Below are 16,551 nucleotides of genomic sequence, written 5' to 3' on the forward strand. Positions count from 1 at the left end.
GGTACTTTCTGTCATCAGATACGATATGGGTAGTTTATTAGATGTTTTAATTTGTTTAGCTTTACATGAGAAGTAATTGCATCAAAATCTTCGTTTTAGAGAAAAACTAGCCACTATGAAAATCAATTTTCCGACCTTATGCTTTGCCCTGTTATGGGGCTGTTTGCTTGTGTGGTCACAGCCACTGTTAGCTCAGGCACCGGCCAAGCCATCAGCTGCCAAAATTCTGCAGGACATCAAAAAACTAAACGTGCTGGGATCGGTGCTATACGTAGCCTCTCACCCCGATGATGAAAATACTCGCCTGATCGCTTACCTGGCAAACGAGAAGCTCTACAATACCGGTTACTTATCGGCTACACGCGGAGACGGAGGCCAGAACTTAATAGGCCCGGAGATAAGCGAAAACCTGGGCATTATACGCACACAGGAGTTGTTACAGGCCCGCAGAACCGACGGCGGTCACCAGTTCTTTACACGTGCCAACGACTTCGGTTATTCCAAAGATTCAAAAGAAACTTTTAACATCTGGGATAAAGAGCAGGTGCTGGCCGATATGGTATGGGTAATCCGCAAGTTCAGACCCGATGTGATGATCACACGTTTTCCGCCGGATGAACGTGCCGGCCACGGACAACACGCTGCCTCTGCTATACTTGCCGAAGAGGCCTTTGAGGCAGCAGGCAATCCAAAGCGCTTTCCAGAACAGTTAAAGTATGTAGAAGTATGGCAACCTAAGCGCCTGCTCTGGAACACCGGTGTGTGGTCGTTTGGCAGCCAGGCCGAGTTTGATAAGTATGTAGACCAGCTAACAAGAGTAGATGTTGGTGGCTTTAACCCACTACTGGGCAAATCTTACGGCGAGGTGGCCGCAGAGAGCCGCAGCATGCACAAGAGCCAGGGCTTTGGTGCCTCCGGCAGCCGTGGCACCTCTCTGGAGTATCTGCAGCACACTAAAGGCGACAAGGCAGGTAAAGAACTTTTTGAAGGCGTAAACACCACGTGGGCGCGCGTAAAAGGCGGCGACAAAGTAGAGAGAATCATACAGAAAGCCATCGATGCTTATAAACCTACAGAACCGGCTGCCGTTGTGCCTACACTTTTAGAGGCAAAACGTGAACTGGCCAAACTACCCGACAGCTACTGGAAAAAAGTAAAGCTGGAAGAAGTGCAGGAGGTGATTACAGCAACTATGGGTTTATACTTAGAGGCTACGGCGGCAGACTTTTCTGCTGCACCTGGCCAAGCAGTACAGGTGCAGGTAGAGGCTATTAACCGCTCTGCGGTGCCTGTAACGTTGCAGCGTGTGCAATATACTTTTGCCTCTAAAGACACTACACTTAATCAGAAGCTGACCAACAACGAGCCGGTAAAGTATGGCAAACAGGTAATTTTACCTGCTACTATGCAAGCCTCACAACCTTACTGGTTGCGCACGGCAGGCACGCTGGGTATGTTTGCCGTTGCAGAACAGCAGCAGGTAGGCAAGCCTGAAAATGATCCGGCAGCACAGGTAACGTTTAACTTAACAGTTTCCGGTGAGCCAATGCAGGTAACGGTGCCGGTAGTGTACAAGCGTACCGATCCGGTGGAGGGCGAAGTATACCGGCCATTCGTTGTTACGCCTCCGGTATTTGTGAACTTGGCCGAGAAAGTATACATGTTTGCCAACGGAGAGCCAAAGCATGTGCAGGTGCGCGTAAAATCCGGTAAGGCAGGTATTGTAGGTAATTTAAAGTTAGATGCGCCAAAGGGTTGGAAAGTAGAACCTGCCTCGGTGCCATTTAAGTTGGATACAAAAGGCGCTGAGCTGAACTATGTATTTGCTATTTATCCGCCGCAGGGGCAGCAGGAGGCAGTTCTAAAAGCTATTGCCACAGTTGATGGTAAGAACTACACTCAAGGGTTGAATGAGATCAGCTATAGCCACATTCCTGCCCAAATTACCTACCCGGAGGCTACTGCTAAAATTGTGAAGCTGGACCTGAAGAAGAAGGGGCAGAAAGTAGCTTATGTGATGGGAGCCGGAGACGATGTACCTCTTAGTTTGCAGCAGATTGGCTATGACGTGACCATGCTGAAAGACGAGAACATGCGCCTGGACTACCTGCAGCAGTTCGATGCCATTATACTTGGTGTGCGTGCCTACAATACGGTGGACCGCCTGAAGCACCACCAGGCAACGCTGCTGGAGTATGTGAAGAACGGCGGCAACCTTATCGTGCAGTATAACACCAATCATAGCCTGGTGATGCCAAATGTGGGGCCTTACCAACTAAAACTGTCCCGTGATAGAGTAACTGTAGAGGAGGCTGAAGTACGTTTCCTGGAGCCAAACCACCCGGTGCTGAACACGCCGAATAAAATAACGCAAAAAGATTTTGAAGGATGGGTGCAGGAGCGTGGTTTATACTTCCCGAACGAGTGGAGCAAAGAGTATACGGCCATACTTTCGTCTAACGACCCTGGAGAGCCTGCCCGAAACGGCGGTCTACTGGTGGCAAAGTATGGCAAGGGCCACTACATCTACACCGGCTACTCCTGGTTCAGAGAGCTGCCAGCTGGTGTGCCAGGCGCTTACCGCCTGTTTGCCAACCTTATTTCGCTAGGGAAAAGCGATGATACGGCTGGCAGTAAAGCACAAAATGCGGTAAATTAATTTAGTAGACAAAGAACTACTGGACAAAAGACAAAGGACAATTTGACGAAGGGTAAAAGAGAAAATTTAATTTATCGAAGTCTTTTGTCATCGAATCTTTTGTCAAAAAATAATCACTATGAAAGACACTCACCCTGTCGATGAAGAAGCACCAATATCAAAACCGCCGTTCTTTAAGAGCTGGTCGGGTATGTATTGGCTGGTGCTCGGTAACCTGGCATTTCTTATTTTACTGTTTTATACTTTAACCAAGATTTACGAATGAAGCCATTAGACTGGATCGTGCTACTGGGCACACTAGGCTTTATCGTAATCTACGGAGTCTGGAAAACACGCGGCAGCAAAGACATTGAAAGCTACCTGAAAGGCGACAACAGCATGAAGTGGTGGACCATTGGTCTGTCCATTATGGCTACGCAGGCTAGTGCTATTACTTTCCTCTCCACACCGGGCCAGGCTTATGAAGACGGCATGCGTTTCGTGCAGTTTTACTTCGGTTTGCCAATTGCCATGGTTATCATCTCGGTTACGATTATACCTATTTTTTACAGGCTAAATGTATTTACGGCTTACGAGTTTCTAGAGAACCGCTTCGACCTGAAAACCCGGTCATTGGCGGCGATGCTATTTTTAGTGCAGCGCGGATTGGCGGCAGGTATTACCATTTATGCACCTGCCATTATACTATCTACCATGCTGGGTTGGAGCCTTACCGTTACTAACCTCATTATTGGCGTAGTCGTGATCTTTTATACTATGTCTGGGGGCACCAAGGCTGTTAGCGTAACACAGAAGCAGCAAATGGCCGTGATGATGGGAGGTATGATCATTGCCGGAATTATGGTGGTTAGCTATTTGCCGGCCAATGTAGGTTTTGGAGATGCGGTGGCGGTGGCCGGTAAAATGGGTAAGATGAACATAGTGGATTTCTCCTGGGATTGGAAAACAAGTTGGGATGACCGCTACAATTTTTGGTCGGGGATGACGGGTGGCTTGTTTCTGGCCTTGTCATACTTTGGCACCGACCAAAGCCAGGTGGCACGCTACCTGGGCGGAAAATCAGTAGGGGAAAGCCGGTTGGGGTTGCTGTTTAATGGTTTATTAAAGATACCTATGCAGTTCCTGATCTTGTTTATAGGGGTGATGGTGTTTGTATTTTACCAGTTTAACCAGCCGCCAGTATTTTTTAATGACGCTGCCAAAAGTAAAGTATACGGCACCGCCTACGAGCCGGAGCTACAACAACTGGAGACAAAGCATACCCAGCTTTTCGAGCAGAAGCAGCAGGCCGTACAGCAACTGGTTACAGCCCTGAAAGCAGAAGACGAAGCAGCTATAGCTACAGCACAAACAAAAGTTAATGCGCTTACCGCTGCCGGAAAAGAAGTACGGGAAGACGTAAAAGCGGTGATCAAGAAAGCAGTACCAGACGCCGAGACAAAGGATACTGATTATGTATTTATCTCCTTCATCATGAAGTACCTGCCTACGGGCTTGGTTGGCCTGCTGCTGGCAGTTATTTTTTCAGCAGCTATGTCGTCTACGGCATCAGAATTAAATGCACTTGCCTCTACTACTGTGGTGGATATCTACAAACGCTCTGTTAAGAAAAACGGCGATGCAACCCATTACCTGAATGCATCTAAAATGCTAACGGTAGGCTGGGGCGTAATCGCCATACTTTTCGCCACCTACGCTTCTTTGCTAGATAACCTGATACAAGCAGTAAACATTATCGGCTCCATTTTCTACGGCACTATACTTGGCATTTTCCTGGTGGCCTTCTACTTTAAGCGCATCAGGGGCAATGCAGTTTTTTATGCAGCCCTACTTGCCGAGGCGGTTGTACTTTACTGCCACTTCTACACCGACATTGCTTTTCTGTGGTTTAACGTGATCGGCTGTGTTTGTGTGATTGTGTTTGGGTTTATACTTCAGGGGTTGATAGGGGAGAAGGATTTTAAGATCAAGGAATAAACAGGGAGCCTTCAGTGTAGATGCTACTGTCATTATTAGTATGGCTATTCTCTTTTTACTGTCATCCTGTAAGGATCTTGGTAGAAGGGAGGTTAAGCAATGGCTATGAAAAGGAAACCCTGCTCAGAAGCAACTTATCTACTTTTTGCAAGTTTTTCGCCTCGCCGGCCGGGCCCTACTTTTTGTCTTGACCCCGCCTGCGGCACCCCTCCTTGAAAAAAGGAGGGGAGTGCAAAAAAGCCAAGACGCTCCTTTCTCGAGGCCACTACCTCCGGAGCAGCTTCAATAGACAGCGCGATGCCCAAGGACGAGGCCTCCCGGCCGTGAGGGCACCACAACTAGAATTGAAACAAGATGCATGTAAGACTGAGGAATTAAGCCAATTAGATAAAAAGGCAGAAAGTATAAATTAGGACAAGTCAGTAGCCAATTAAATGCAGTGTTCCCTCACCTAGGCTTCTGCGCTGCAACAATATAAACTAAACTACCCCCAGCCGACACGTACTCCTCGTTCAGTAACTTCTGCTTCATGGTAATCTTATTATAAAGCAATGTCTGCCAGTAAGCATCAAATTTTTCTTTAGTGCCGCCACCGGCCATGTAGTAGTTCAGGTTGTCCTGGTAATCGTAACCCATGGCTTCGGTTTCTATCCATTGCAGCATTTGCTCTACGCGCAGCATCTTCTCCTGTGTGTCGTAAGGCGGGATAATAGAAAGCGCTTTGTCAGAAATCCATACTTTTAAATCCTTTAATCCAGCTTTTAGGAACAGGTCGGGTACCACATCGCCCAATGAATTAAAGCCTTCGCCTAGGTTCTTCTTGCCCTTTTCTATACGGAGTTTTATTTCCAGCACATCCAGCATGCCATCTACATTAAAATCTGTTTCGCCGTAGCGATCGAACATAAGGTTAGGAACCAGATTATTCGGCTCCAGGGCCAGCACCCAGCCGCCAGGCTTGGTAACACGAATCATTTCTTGTATAACGCGCTGCGGGTTTTTCACGTGGATCAATAGTGTTTGGCAGAGCGTTACATCAGCAATATTGTCTGGGAGGGGAATGTCAGTGGCGTTTCCTACTTTAAACTCATAGTTAATATTATTGCGCCCGAACTCGCTTTGTGCACGCTGTCTGGCATCATCAATATGGCCCAGCTCGTAGTCTACACCAAACACAGTAGCACCGGCCGGCATGTACCGCGAAAACTTAAAGCCCATCATGCCTTTGCCGCAGCCAATATCAACCAGCGTCTGGCAATAGTCGATGTACAGGCGCTTAGCCAGCAGCTCCAGGTAATCCTCGTTCCACCAGTACTCTCGGGCCGGACCCAAGTGCTCTTCCGAGTGCATTTTTTCTTCCAACAGATTCTATACTTTAAGTAAAAAACAAGAGCCCCCGAGGTATACCTCCGGAGGCTCTATTATACGGTAAAAGCAAAGGTAGCTTTATTTCATCTTTTTCCAGTCGGCAATAGCCTTTTCATTCAGGCTTACATAATCTGCGTTGTTAGCAGCTTTAGCTAATTCCATAGACTTTTCAGCAGTTTTGATGGCTTCCTTATAGTTCTTCATTTTAGCCTCAATTTTAGCCTGAGCGTGCAGGTTCCAGAACTTAGGGTCTTTCTCGTTGGCTTTTTTCATCCACTCATGCGCTTGCTTCAGGTCGCGGTTAGTTTCGTAGTAATAATTAGCCGCAGCAGCATATAAACCTGGGTTTGCATTTGCGTTCTTCACTACCTGCTCGTCAATCTGAGCCATTACGCGGGTGTCAACATCTGTCTTAACTGTGAAAGGCACGATGGTCTTGTCCCAAAGTATCTCTACATCCGCTGCATCTGCCTTTAAGTTTGTGAAATTAATAGTGAAAGACTCTGCCTTGCGTGGGTTTTGTTGTGGCTTTACTTTAAAGCGCAGCTGGTCTTCTTCCTGCTTATACTCCGGTCCGCCATCTCCCCAGTGCTTTGTGTTTTTATGGATGATGATAGTCCACTCGTCTTTATTTGGGATAGTATACAGCGCGTACTCGCCGGCAGGTACTTTATTGCCTTCAATGGTTACATCGTCGGAGAACTTGATCTTGGTGGATGCGTTTGCACCTGTTCTCCAGATCTTGCCATACGGTACAAGATCTCCAAAAATAGTACGGCCTTTAACAGCAGGGCGAGAGTAGTCTACTGTAATAGTGCCCAAGCCAACTGCCTGTTCTACTTTTTGTGCCGGACTCGGAGCTGGCATTTTAATGCCTTGTGCCTGTGTGGCGCCTGCACCAAACAACAGGGCCGCTGAAAGCATAAAACCTAATACTGTTTTTTTCATGACGTTATAGTTTAAGAAGTATGATTATGCGATGTAATATTACACAATATCTATGTAGAACACGAACTGTAAATAATCTGCTCTATTGTAATTTCGACAAACTAAAAGCTGCGCCCTATACTTAACCCAAAGCGAGGCACCAGTGCCAGGCCTGGCGTGCGCACATTACTCTCAGCAGATACAAATGGCGTTAAAGCCACTCGAACTACCAGCCCTCCTGTGGGCTGCTGATACCGAAAACCTAGCCTGCCAAAGTACATATTGTGAAGCAGGTCAGGATCGTCAGTAAACCTGCGGGTATAACCAAACCCAAACTCAAAATGTTTTTCCCGCCGCCCTATTAATCCAACTGCCTCTATGGGTACGATGGGATAGGTAGAAGGCTCTTCTGGCAAGAAAAAAAAGTTAGTGCCTACTCCAACCCTAAGCCCTGTTTTAAACTCTGCCCTCTGTAAAAATAAGCGCTCATAGTTGATGGAATAAGTATCGCCGTTGCCTGCCAGCTCAAAGTATGCTGCGTTCATGGCTCTGAAACTCTCTACAACTTTATACTGTGCAGAAAGCTTATTAGATAGAACTAAAACAAATAAAAATTGTAGGAGCTGAGTGCAGCGGCGTAGTTTGGGCATAGTTGTTTAGTGCCAAATATCTTCTCAGAGGCTGGCGGTTCCGGAATTCATACGCAAAGCATAGTATAAAGTATATGGGTAAAACAAAAAGCTCCTACCCGAATGATTCAGGTAGGAGCTTTATACTTACAAGGTTTATATAACTTAGTTTAACTCAAACTGAAGTTTAAGCAGGTTAGCATATATGCCATCTGGGCTAACAGAAAGAGACTCATGTGAACCCTCTTCCACAATCGCTCCACCGTCAATCACCAATATTTTATCTACTTTTCGGATAGTTGCCAACCGGTGTGCAATCACGATAGTAGTGCGGCCCTTCATCAGCTCGTCCATAGCTTGCTGCACCAGGTGCTCCGACTCAGAGTCAAGAGAGCTGGTTGCTTCGTCTAGTATAAGTATGGCAGGGTTCTTAAGTATAGCCCGGGCTATGGCTACGCGCTGGCGTTGGCCACCGGAAAGTTTTATGCCACGCTCACCCACTATTGTATCAAACCCTTCCGGAAAGGACATGATAAAGTCGTAAGCATTCGCTTTTCGGGCAGCCTCTTTTATCTCTGCTTCGGTAGACTCTGGGCGGCCATAGGCGATGTTCTCACGAATGGTACCACCAAACAATAATACCTCTTGTGGTACTACGCCAATATTGGCACGCAACGTAGTCAAATCCAGGTTGCGGATATCTTTTCCGTCTACTGTAATGCCACCACTGGATACATCGTAAAAGCGCATCAAGAGCTGAATAATAGTTGACTTGCCAGAACCGCTTGGGCCAACCAGTGCCACTTTCTCACCGGCTTTTACATTAAGGTTAATGTCACGCAGTACCTGTATATCCTGGCGGGTTGGGTAAGAGAAAGCTACTTGATTATAGGAAATATCACCGTTCAGTCTTCTGATCTCGCTCAGCGGCCTCAGGCTCTTATCGGTTGGCTCTTCTTGCTCCTGCAGGATCTCTAAAATACGTTCTGTAGCACCTAGTGCCGACTGTACTTTGCCATATAAGTCGCCGAGGCCACCAACTGATGCGCCAATAAATACCGTGTACAGCACAAAAGAAACCAAATCGCCTTGTGCAATATCGCCGTTAGCAACCAGGGTAGCGCCATACCAGATTACCAAGATAATGCCTCCAAAAAGACCTACTATAATAAAAGTGATAAAAGCTCCACGGTAGTTAGCGCCTGCTATGGCTGTGCGAACGGCCTTGTTCAATGTTGTTTTGTAACGGTTTACCTCAAACATCTCGTTTGTAAAGGCTTTTACCGTGTTAATGGCCTGCAGCGTTTCCTCCACAATAACGTTAGTTTGGGCTAACTCATCTTGTGTTTTTTTGGATAGTGTTTTAATCTTGCGGCCAAAAACCAGGGCAAGCGCAACCAACACCGGGAAAGTAGCCAGCATAAACAGCGACAGCTTTATGGAAGTCCACATGATGATGACCACACCTACTACCAAAGTCGTAACCTGACGGAAAAGCTCTGCCAGTGTAATAGACATGGCATCCTGCACTTGTGCCACGTCGGTTGTGATGCGGCTGGTGATTTCGCCTACACGTCTTTTCTCGTAAAATGAAATAGGCAGCTGTACAAATTTACTGTACAGGTCGCGGCGGATGTCGGCAACAGCGTTCTCACTTACCTGCGCAAAAAAGTATACCCTGAAAAAGGAAAAGAAGCCCTGCGCCAGTATAATCAGGAACAGGCCCATCGCGATCATATTGATGTCTTCGAGGATTCCGCTGGCATTTCCGGTTGAGGAATCGAAAAGTTTACCTACCAGGTACGGGAAGGCCATAAAGGTAAGGCTGGACATTGCCAGAAACGCCAAACCTACAATAAACTTATACTTATAGGGTAGAACGTAGCTAAAAATCCTAAGGCCACGACGAAAGCTCTCTTTTGTGATCTTTTTTTTCCCTTCCTTGTCCTGCTCTCCGCTTGGCCCGAATCCGCGTTTTGCCATTTATAAAACTCTGTTAATGCTTTCTGGCTGTTTTTATACTTTTACAGCCTTATGGTAATGGGGTTATAACAGCATTTTTGATAGAATAATGCCGCATTCCCGCAAAATCTTACAAAGGTAAGGATTATGGGGGATATTACAGTTATTTGTAGTAGCAACAGGATTTCTATACCTTTATTCTTTAGTATTTGAAATACAAAGTTTGCTACGAAAGCGTGAGGTATAACTAGTAGGCTTTATATGTTTTAGGCTTAGCAGTGCTATTAGATAACTAAAAGGATGTATAAAGAAGTTATAAATGCTTTCGGAAAGATCTACTATAAGATTGAGTACAAAGAAGACCTTAATATTGTGCAGGCAGACTGGTATGGTTTTACGACAGAGCAAGATTTAAAGCGAGCAGTAATAGCCGGATTACAGTTACATGAGCATACCCATTGCCCGTTCAGGTTAAATGATAACACAGAGTTTACCGGGCCTTGGGCGAATGCCGTTGGTTGGCTTGAAAAGGAGTGGCTGCCAAGAGCATACGCATCTGGTATACGTTATCTGGCTCATGTAGCAAGACCAAGCTCGTTTGGTGAAGCAGCAGGCGAAGCATTACAGGTAGGTAAGATTGGCTCTACTATTGAAGTTAAAATATTTCATAACAAAGAGGATGCAATACAATGGCTTACAGTAAAACAGAAAGCAACAAGTTTAAGTTAAGCAAAGAACTGTTCTAGCTTTAAGGCATACATGCTTTCAGCATTTTACTTCTGGCTCAACTCCAGCTCTCCCATCTTCCCCTTCGACAGGGCCATCAAGCCAGTAAATGTCAAGAATCCGTTCAAAATCAGCACCTCAAAGCCGAATACGTAACCCCAGAACCATTCTACAGAATTATAACTGATGATGTAGGTAAGAATAGGGGAAATAACACAGATAACCGGCACAAACCGATCGCGGACAGCGCGTTTAGTGTAAAGGCCAAAGGCGTAGAGACCAAGCAACGGACCGTACGTATAACCCGCCACAGTAAACATAGTAGAGATCACGCTTGGCGAATCAAGCACATCAAAAGCAATAACTACCAGCACCATTACCGCTGACACACCGGCATGGGCCCAGTAACGTTGCTGCACGCGCTCATGCTCACTCTTCTCTTTAAAGTTTAGGAAATCGACGCAGAAGGAGGTGGTAAGGGCGGCAAGTGCAGAGTCGGCGGAGGCGTAGGTAATGGCAATAATGCCAAGTATAAACACAATGCCCAGGAAGGCTGAGAAATGGTTCAGGGCCAGGAATGGGTACACATCATCTGCCTTGGCTGGCAAGGCTATACCTTTTGCCTCTGCGTAAGTATACAGCAACACCCCCAGCGTCAGGAAAAGCACGTTCACAACGATCAAGATCACGTTGAACCAAAACATATTTTTCTGTGCCTCCCCGATGTTTTTGCAACTCAGGTTTTTCTGCATCATGTCTTGGTCCAGGCCTGTCATTACAATGGTGATAAAGGCGCCAGATAAAAACTGTTTCCAGAAGTAATTGTCGGCTTTGGCATCCCAAACGAACACGCTGGAATAACTGCTTTCCTGCACCGTTGTTACTAGCCCCTCAAAGCTGTAGTTTAGTTCATCAGAGATGAGCCAGATGGTGGTGGCAACGGCAAGCATCATGGCCATCGTCTGGAAAGTGTCAGTCCAGATGATGGTTTTCATGCCTCCCCGGAAAGTATAAACCCAGATCAGAAGTATGGTGATGATAACCGAAACGGCAAAAGGCACGCCCAGATCATCAAACACAGCCAACTGCAGCACCCCTGCCACCAGAAAAAGCCGTATAGATGCCAGCAGCGTACGCGAAAGCAGGAAAAAAGCCGCACCGGTTTTGTAAGACCAATAGCCAAAGCGCTGCTCCAGGTAAGTATAAATCGAAACCAGGTTCAGGCGGTAGTAAAGTGGCATCAGCACGGTTGCAATAACCAAGTAACCTAACAGGTAGCCCAGCACCATCTGCAGGTAAGTAAACTGCGTGGCCTTTACCATACCGGGTATCGAAATGAATGTTACACCTGAGAGCGTGGTGCCGATCATCCCGAAAGCCACGATATACCACGGCGATTTACGGTTGGCCAGGAAAAAGGTGTCGGAGTCGGTTTTGCGGCTGGTAAGGAATGAGATAAGTATAAGTATGCAGAAATAGCCTGCAATTAAGCCAAGTATAAGGGTAGAGGACATCTCAAAAGCTGTTCTTTAGCCTGATGGTATACATCAGGTGTGCAAAGATAGCAAAAGTATAGCTCCTGTTTTTCGGATGCTCACTATAGGTTCAGTAGCAGCACATTTTCTCCGATAGCTGGCATTTTAAGCCCCTGTAGCATACCAGCTGCCGCAATTTGGCGCAGCAGTCGCACTGGTTCCCCAGGCGGCTCGTCAGACAAATCGAAGGTGCCGTAGTGCATCGGAATAAAGGTGCCACCGCGCAATGTATTATAGGCACGTACCGCTTCGTGTGGGTTCATGTGGCTTTTCTGCATCAAAAAGGCTGGCTTATAGGCCCCAACCGGCATAATGCACAAATCCATAGGACCAAGTAGTTCCTCAATCTCTTCAAAGTGCGGACCTATGGCAGAATCTCCGGCAAAGTATAAACTGAACTGTGGCGTTTTAAGCACGAAACTGCCCCAGAGCATTTTATTCATGTCGGTAAGGCCGCGGCGGTGCCAGTGCCGGGCTGGCATAAAGTATACTTCTACAACGTCGGGCACCAGGTCATACTTTTGATACCAACCGGCCTCTTGATAGGGCAGATGCCTGCAGGTGTTGCGCAGTATTTTGCCCACGCCAAGTGGTGTTAAGGCTTTTAGCTGCGTGTTGTGCTTAAACAGCGTTTTGATAGACTGCTGATCCAAGTGGTCGCGGTGTGCGTGGGAGAGCAGCATGAAATCAATGTTACGGAGCTGCTCAGGTAAGCAAGGCAGTTCTGTTTTGCGCCTAACCATAGGCAAACTGTAAAATATCGGGTCGGTTATAAAGCTGATGCCGTTAAGCCTGATAAAAAAAGTAGCATGCCCTAACCATACCACCATGTCCTGATCTGAGGAGATAAAGTCGCAGTTATGCTGTACAGGTGCAGTATAGTTGTCGTTTTTTTTCTCGTCGCGTTGCGGGTTAGGGGTTAGCTGCCAGCGTAGCACATCTTTAAACTCGGGAGTATACAGTTCTTCCCCGTTGGCAAATTTGCCGTTAATGATCTTATTGCCCCGATGATCAGGTTTTATGGTTTCGAGACGTTCGTTTTTAAGGTGGCGGATATTGTTATTCTGCTGCAGCTTTTCTCTCATGGTGATATTTTACCCTTAATCGACCAATATAGTTAAACGGAAGTACTTTTTTTGTAAGTATACCTGCTTTTGGGCACAAAAAAAGCGCTTCTTCAGCTATGAAGAAGCGCTTGCTTATATTTTTGCAGGGTATGTTAAAAGCCTACGTTAAAACGGTTGTGATTGCCAATGCCTGGGCTATAAAAAGGAGAGGCAAACGGCGAAGCACCATCGGTGTAACGGATGCCTCCTGTTACTGAGAAATGCTCTGTTATTTTATACGTTGCCCTGAAATCGGCACCCATACGGCCTGGGCTGTAAAATCCATTGGTCAAGTTATTAGATGGCACGTTCGAAAAATCTTTCCAGATGTTGCCACTAAGTATAAGCCTGTCGCTGGCGAGATAATCTACGCCCACACTGCCAATATAGTGGCTGCCCCCGTTGTTGCGGTATACTACGGTGTTACCTTCCGGACCTACCATCGTGTTGTTGTAAGGCATTACATTAACGTAGGTAAGGCTGGTGTTTACCCTAAACCTGTTGCTTACTTGGTAACGCACCGACGGCTCCAAATAGGTAGCACTGCCAAAGCCATTGCTAAAGCTGGCGCCTGCCGATAAACTGTAACTTAGTTTTGGGCCTGTCCAGGCTGGTTTTGCCTTTACCTCTGTTTCAGGGGCTGTAACGGCGGCAGCTGGTGTAGCCGTTACAGCTGGCATAGGTACAGCATCAAGGCTTTGCTTGGTGTCCTGCGCAGCGGCCTGACCTGCCCAAAGAAAGCTAACTGCCAGTATGGTTCTAAGTATATTTTTCACGTGAAATCTCTGAAGTATAAATCTTTATACTAAGTTAAGGCACACTAAGTTCAAAAGCAAAAACGAACATAGCTATACTTTGTTGTGCCGCTGCTTATTTCGCCTTAGCACCTAGCCATGCCGTTCGGAATGCCTGCATCTCTGGTGTTAGCTGTTTGCCTATACTTTCGTAAGGAACCAGCTCCAGCGTCTGGTTTCCTTCCAGCACCAGGTTAACAGTTTGGGTTTGGCCATGGCGGGTAAAAGTAACCGGAATGGTATCACCAGGCTTATGCTTATCCAGCACTTTCTTCAGGTCTTTTTCCGATTTCAGCTTGCGTCCGTTTAAACTCAGTATTACATCGCCACGGTCGAGGCCGGCTTTATATGCTGCTGAGGTTACATAAGTGCCATTATTAATAGTTGCTCCCTCTTTTTCATACTTAAGTGAAACCAGGCCTAATGTAGTCTCCTTTGGTTTGGCTTGCCTTAACTCTAAACCTGCTTTTGCCAAAAGCGGGGCAAAGTCTGGTAACTGGCTGCCGTTGATGCTGTTTTTAAAGAACTGGCTGGCAAATGCTTTGTCTCCGGATACTTCGGCTAAAGTCTGCTCTAAATCAGCTAAAGTATAAGGTTTCTCCGGTTGCCCATACTTACGCCACAGCGCCTGCATGTACTCGTCGAGGGTTGTGTTGTATTGCTGGCGCAGGGTCATGTCCAGAGCCAAACCGGTAACTAATCCATAGGTATAATATGAGATGAACGTGTTGTGGCGGTTTACAGGGTCTACAGAGCGGGCTGCATCCACGAAAGGTGCCTGCTGGCTCATTTCTACTAAACTGTGATACTGCCTTCCTGGTGAAAGCAGCACATAGTTTAAATCACCGGCCAGATCTGAAGCATACTTCTTTGTGTCATAAATGCCGGCGCGCGCCATGGTCAGGTCGCCGTAATAGCTGGTAAAGCCTTCTGCCAGCCACAGCGCCTCACTCATGTTCGCCTCCTGAAAGTTAAATGGCTCCAGGCTCTTAGGGCGAAGGCGCTCCACATTCCAGGCATGGAAAAGCTCATGCGACACTGTATTTAGCAAAGGTCCCATTGCTGTAGCTAATGCGCGGGAGCTGGTAAGGATGGTAGAATTGCGGTGCTCCATACCATCGCCAACGGCTTGTGGCATATAGCAGCCTATAAATGTGTAGCGGCCAAAATCAAAGTCGGGCAGCTCACCGAAAACAGCCTGCTGCTCCGCCACTATCTTTTTTGTTTTATCAACATACTCCTGAAACTGAGCAGGTGTACCCTTGTGGTGCAACGCTACCTGTATGGTTTTCTGCTCTCCCTTGTCGTTTACCTTCCACTCTGCAAAGTCAAAATTGCTAAGCTCAGTTGGGCTATCCATCAAGTACTGAAAGTTAGGGGCAAAGTAAGTGTTACCTTGTTCCTGCTTTAGCTGTGTGGCTACTTCCCAGTTGCTGTTTTGAGGTACGTTAAATGTTACATAAGCTGGTGCCTGTTCAAAACCGCGGGCATACATCAGTGTAGCTGGAGCGTTTAAGTGGGCGTGTGTTTCATCAATACCGGCATAGGTGCCATCAGCGTGATCGGCAAATAAAGTATAGCTAATGGTAACGTTACCCTGCGGTTTAACCACGTTCCATTGGCTGGTATTGGCTTTGTAGATCTGTAGCGGCTTGCCCTGTGCATCAGTAGCACGCACATTGTACACGTTTTTGGCAAACTCATGTATAGCGTAGCGGCCCGGCGAGCTGCGTGGCATTAGTATCTGTAAAGTGTCGGCTTTAACACCCGAAAAAGTTACCTGCACCTCCGCCTCGTGGTGCATCGCATTAGGAAACGATAGTTTATAATCTACTTTTTGCTGGGCTAGCGTTGGAACGGCTGTAACGCCTAGGACTAACCCAAGTATGGCAAGTTTTATACTTTTCATCAATTGAAGTTTATACTTTGGAATTTAAATATAGGGATTGTTAAGGATGGGAGCAAGGTAGGGGTGAAGTGATCTAGTTTTAGCCGTTACAATAGTTTGCCTTTTTCTGCCTGTTTTACTAAGTACTCTGATCCTCAGTCTTGCTTGCCTACAGTTTCACCTTTGGCTTTGGTGCACTTCCCTTCTTTATTTGAGTGTGCCGCAGGCGAGATGTTCTATTGTGTCAAGACAAGAAGTATGGCCCAACCGCCGAGGGGAAAATTCAGCCAAAGGAAACGTTGTTTCTTCTATTTCCTCATAAACACCTTTGCCTGCACAAAACCATTATAAAAACTCTGTGAAGAAGTCTCCTTAAAACCCAGTTCCTGAAAATGCCTGCCGTAGTCGGGCAGCTTGCTAGACTCTACGCTGCTAACAGCATCAAAAAAAGTATACATGCTCCAGGTCAGAAATTTTTGCCAGTAAGGCGTTGGCTGTTTTATCGGCCAGAAGTCGGCAAAAAGCCAGTTGCCTGCAGGAGTAAGAGCAGCCGTGAGTTTTTGCATGAGTTGCTGTAACCGTTGCGGCAGAAAAAGATCTAGCAGAAAAGGGGTAATAACAGTGTCAAATTGCTCGTGAGGTTGTAAAGTGGCTTCGGTGCCCAAACGGAAAGTAACCTGGCAGGAGTGTGGCTGTGTTATACCTTTATACCTTTGCTTTGCCCGTTCCAGCATGCCAGGAGCCGCATCTACGTATAAAATATCCAACTGCTTGCCTGTAAGTATAAGTTGCTCCAGCAGCCAGCCGCTGCCACCTCCAATCACTAACACTTTACTGCGCTCCGGAATAAAAGGCAACAGGAACAGCTGCGCTTTCTGCAGCGCATCGCCATAAATAAGTTTAGCTAGTTTGTCATAAAAAGGCGCTACCCTGTCGAAGCCGCTGTCTGGGTGTTTAGGCAAATCAGTAGTGGTTTACGG

At 46.7% G+C, this 16,551-nt stretch carries 13 protein-coding genes; 4 read left to right on the forward strand and 9 right to left on the reverse strand.

Annotated elements, in window-relative coordinates; translation table 11 throughout:
• Nucleotides 1-115: 115 nt before the first annotated feature.
• The 3 genes from WG943_RS05120 to WG943_RS05130 all read left to right on the forward strand — a co-directional run bounded on the left by WG943_RS05120 (nucleotide 116) and on the right by WG943_RS05130 (nucleotide 4,636).
• Complete coding sequence (locus WG943_RS05120) at nucleotides 116-2,659, forward strand: PIG-L family deacetylase (protein WP_340407213.1); 2,544 nt, start codon at nucleotides 116-118, stop codon at nucleotides 2,657-2,659.
• A 118-nt stretch (nucleotides 2,660-2,777) separates the two neighbouring features.
• A complete protein-coding gene (locus WG943_RS05125; protein ID WP_340407215.1) occupies nucleotides 2,778-2,924 on the forward strand; it encodes a hypothetical protein in 147 nt (48 codons plus the stop codon).
• Nucleotides 2,921-4,636, forward strand: coding sequence for a sodium:solute symporter (locus WG943_RS05130; RefSeq protein ID WP_340407217.1), 1,716 nt, complete (start codon nucleotides 2,921-2,923; stop codon nucleotides 4,634-4,636). Before WG943_RS05125 ends, WG943_RS05130 begins: the two co-directional genes overlap by 4 nt.
• Before the next feature lie 447 nt (nucleotides 4,637-5,083).
• Here WG943_RS05130 and WG943_RS05135 read toward each other — a convergent pair whose 3' ends face one another.
• The 4 genes from WG943_RS05135 to WG943_RS05150 form a co-directional block, all read right to left on the reverse strand.
• Nucleotides 5,084-5,998, reverse strand: coding sequence for a class I SAM-dependent methyltransferase (locus WG943_RS05135; protein ID WP_340407219.1), 915 nt, complete (start codon nucleotides 5,996-5,998; stop codon nucleotides 5,084-5,086).
• 84 nt (nucleotides 5,999-6,082) lie between these two features.
• A complete protein-coding gene (locus tag WG943_RS05140; RefSeq protein ID WP_340407220.1) occupies nucleotides 6,083-6,952 on the reverse strand; it encodes a DUF2911 domain-containing protein in 870 nt (289 codons plus the stop codon).
• A gap of 101 nt (nucleotides 6,953-7,053) precedes the next feature.
• Complete coding sequence (locus tag WG943_RS05145; protein ID WP_340407221.1) at nucleotides 7,054-7,476, reverse strand: hypothetical protein; 423 nt, start codon at nucleotides 7,474-7,476, stop codon at nucleotides 7,054-7,056.
• Between the two features lie 249 nt (nucleotides 7,477-7,725).
• On the reverse strand, nucleotides 7,726-9,543 hold the full coding sequence (locus WG943_RS05150) for an ABC transporter ATP-binding protein (RefSeq protein ID WP_340407222.1): 1,818 nt from the start codon (nucleotides 9,541-9,543) through the stop codon (nucleotides 7,726-7,728).
• 279 nt (nucleotides 9,544-9,822) lie between these two features.
• Between WG943_RS05150 and WG943_RS05155 the strand changes: the two genes are divergently transcribed.
• Nucleotides 9,823-10,251, forward strand: coding sequence for a hypothetical protein (locus WG943_RS05155; RefSeq protein ID WP_340407223.1), 429 nt, complete (start codon nucleotides 9,823-9,825; stop codon nucleotides 10,249-10,251).
• Nucleotides 10,252-10,295: 44 nt separating this feature from the next.
• Here the strand turns inward: WG943_RS05155 and WG943_RS05160 are convergent, their stop codons facing one another.
• The 5 genes from WG943_RS05160 to WG943_RS05180 form a co-directional block, all read right to left on the reverse strand.
• Nucleotides 10,296-11,762 (reverse strand): sodium:solute symporter, encoded by a 1,467-nt coding sequence (locus WG943_RS05160; protein ID WP_340407224.1) that lies wholly within the window; start codon nucleotides 11,760-11,762, stop codon nucleotides 10,296-10,298.
• Nucleotides 11,763-11,845: 83 nt separating this feature from the next.
• Nucleotides 11,846-12,868, reverse strand: coding sequence for an MBL fold metallo-hydrolase (locus WG943_RS05165; RefSeq protein WP_340407225.1), 1,023 nt, complete (start codon nucleotides 12,866-12,868; stop codon nucleotides 11,846-11,848).
• A 134-nt stretch (nucleotides 12,869-13,002) separates the two neighbouring features.
• Nucleotides 13,003-13,665 (reverse strand): hypothetical protein, encoded by a 663-nt coding sequence (locus WG943_RS05170; protein WP_340407227.1) that lies wholly within the window; start codon nucleotides 13,663-13,665, stop codon nucleotides 13,003-13,005.
• 94 nt (nucleotides 13,666-13,759) lie between these two features.
• A complete protein-coding gene (locus tag WG943_RS05175; protein ID WP_340407228.1) occupies nucleotides 13,760-15,592 on the reverse strand; it encodes a M61 family metallopeptidase in 1,833 nt (610 codons plus the stop codon).
• 287 nt (nucleotides 15,593-15,879) lie between these two features.
• Nucleotides 15,880-16,533 (reverse strand): class I SAM-dependent methyltransferase, encoded by a 654-nt coding sequence (locus tag WG943_RS05180; RefSeq protein WP_340407229.1) that lies wholly within the window; start codon nucleotides 16,531-16,533, stop codon nucleotides 15,880-15,882.
• Between the last annotated feature and the right edge of the window lie 18 nt (nucleotides 16,534-16,551).

Origin of the sequence: Pontibacter sp. H249, assembly GCF_037892465.1 — a bacterium.
Taxonomy (GTDB): Bacteria; Bacteroidota; Bacteroidia; order Cytophagales; family Hymenobacteraceae; genus Pontibacter.

Bases quoted from the DNA above. Each gene is read 5' to 3' on its own strand.
- WG943_RS05130 (WP_340407217.1), top strand. From the start codon at position 2,921: ATGAAGCCATTAGACTGGATCGTGCTACTGGGCACACTAGGCTTTATC.
- WG943_RS05155 (WP_340407223.1), top strand. From the start codon at position 9,823: ATGTATAAAGAAGTTATAAATGCTTTCGGAAAGATCTACTATAAGATT.
- WG943_RS05150 (WP_340407222.1), bottom strand. From the start codon at position 9,543: ATGGCAAAACGCGGATTCGGGCCAAGCGGAGAGCAGGACAAGGAAGGG.
- WG943_RS05175 (WP_340407228.1), bottom strand. From the start codon at position 15,592: ATGAAAAGTATAAAACTTGCCATACTTGGGTTAGTCCTAGGCGTTACA.
- WG943_RS05160 (WP_340407224.1), bottom strand. From the start codon at position 11,762: ATGTCCTCTACCCTTATACTTGGCTTAATTGCAGGCTATTTCTGCATA.
- WG943_RS05140 (WP_340407220.1), bottom strand. From the start codon at position 6,952: ATGAAAAAAACAGTATTAGGTTTTATGCTTTCAGCGGCCCTGTTGTTT.
- WG943_RS05145 (WP_340407221.1), bottom strand. From the start codon at position 7,476: ATGAACGCAGCATACTTTGAGCTGGCAGGCAACGGCGATACTTATTCC.
- WG943_RS05120 (WP_340407213.1), top strand. From the start codon at position 116: ATGAAAATCAATTTTCCGACCTTATGCTTTGCCCTGTTATGGGGCTGT.
- WG943_RS05125 (WP_340407215.1), top strand. From the start codon at position 2,778: ATGAAAGACACTCACCCTGTCGATGAAGAAGCACCAATATCAAAACCG.
- WG943_RS05165 (WP_340407225.1), bottom strand. From the start codon at position 12,868: ATGAGAGAAAAGCTGCAGCAGAATAACAATATCCGCCACCTTAAAAAC.